Source organism: Blautia sp. DFI.1.216 (assembly GCF_020594215.1).
GTDB lineage: Bacteria > Bacillota > Clostridia > Lachnospirales > Lachnospiraceae > Blautia_A > Blautia_A wexlerae.
The window spans coordinates 1-971 of sequence record NZ_JAJDML010000148.1; the positions used below are offsets into that span (position 1 = coordinate 1).

The 971-nt window shown below is 35.2% G+C and carries 2 protein-coding genes; both read right to left on the reverse strand.

Annotated elements, in window-relative coordinates:
- Nucleotides 1-265: 265 nt before the first annotated feature.
- Nucleotides 266-478 carry a FeoA family protein gene (locus LJE11_RS19130; protein ID WP_022380784.1) on the reverse strand — a complete coding sequence of 71 codons (213 nt, stop codon included), beginning with the start codon at nt 476-478 and terminating at the stop codon, nt 266-268.
- A gap of 183 nt (nt 479-661) precedes the next feature.
- On the reverse strand, nt 662-856 hold the full coding sequence (locus LJE11_RS19135) for a hypothetical protein (protein WP_025581347.1): 195 nt from the start codon (nt 854-856) through the stop codon (nt 662-664).
- Nucleotides 857-971 lie beyond the last annotated feature (115 nt).

The following is a 971-nucleotide window of genomic DNA, read 5'->3' on the forward strand; positions in this document are numbered from 1 at the left end:
AAGTTACAGGCGTATCCGCCGATATTTAGTCTGACGCCTAAAGCGTCTGGAAGCATGTGACTTTAGTCATGTGAGGTTCACCACAATGTTTACAGTTGTATACCTTATCTGCGTCTCTTTCTTCTTATAATTCAGAGAACAATTATTAAGACGGAAAACTGACGACTGATAGAACAAAGATAAGAATAAGCCGGATAAATGCTGAATGTTACAGCATTTATCCGGCCTTTGTCTTGTAAATTTCGCCACATTTAAATATAAAGCACTATACCTGTATTCTGTCTGCAACTTCATTTCCAAGAACAATCTTTCGGTTTGCAGAAGAAATAATCAGAGAATCGTGGAATTTGCGGAGAACGCGAATCGTGCTGCCTTCATGAATATCCATATCGTGCATGGATTTCATAACTTCCGGCAATCCGAACATCCATTTAATGGTGTAAGTGTATCCCTGAGTAGAATCTGATAATGAATGCATAAAAAAACCTCCCTGTATAAAGTAATATGGTAAATAATGTCAGATAATTTATTGCTGTTATTGAAGTAATTGTATATCTATGAGTATTAGTTCGTCAATTATAACATTATTTCATACAATACTTAAATAATCATTCATTTATTCAGATATTTTCAGGGACTTTTTTCCGCATATACATATAATTTATTCGATAAATTTCAGATTATCAAGAGCATAGCGGAGTGCCATGCACATTAATTCATTTCTTGAGCGTCCGCTTTTGGCAGACAAGTCATCATATTGTTCTTGCAGTTCACGTTCAAGGCGAATGGTCATGGTGATTGATCTGTCTTCTTTTTTATCTGTACATTTTGGCCGGACAATAAAGTCGTTTGGCATGATTATCCCTCCTGTATAAACATTTATTAGTGAATGGTTATCATAATTGATATTGCTTATTCTATAGCAATCCTCTGAAATAATGCATCTTAATCCAGCCCATCAGAGTGTGAAA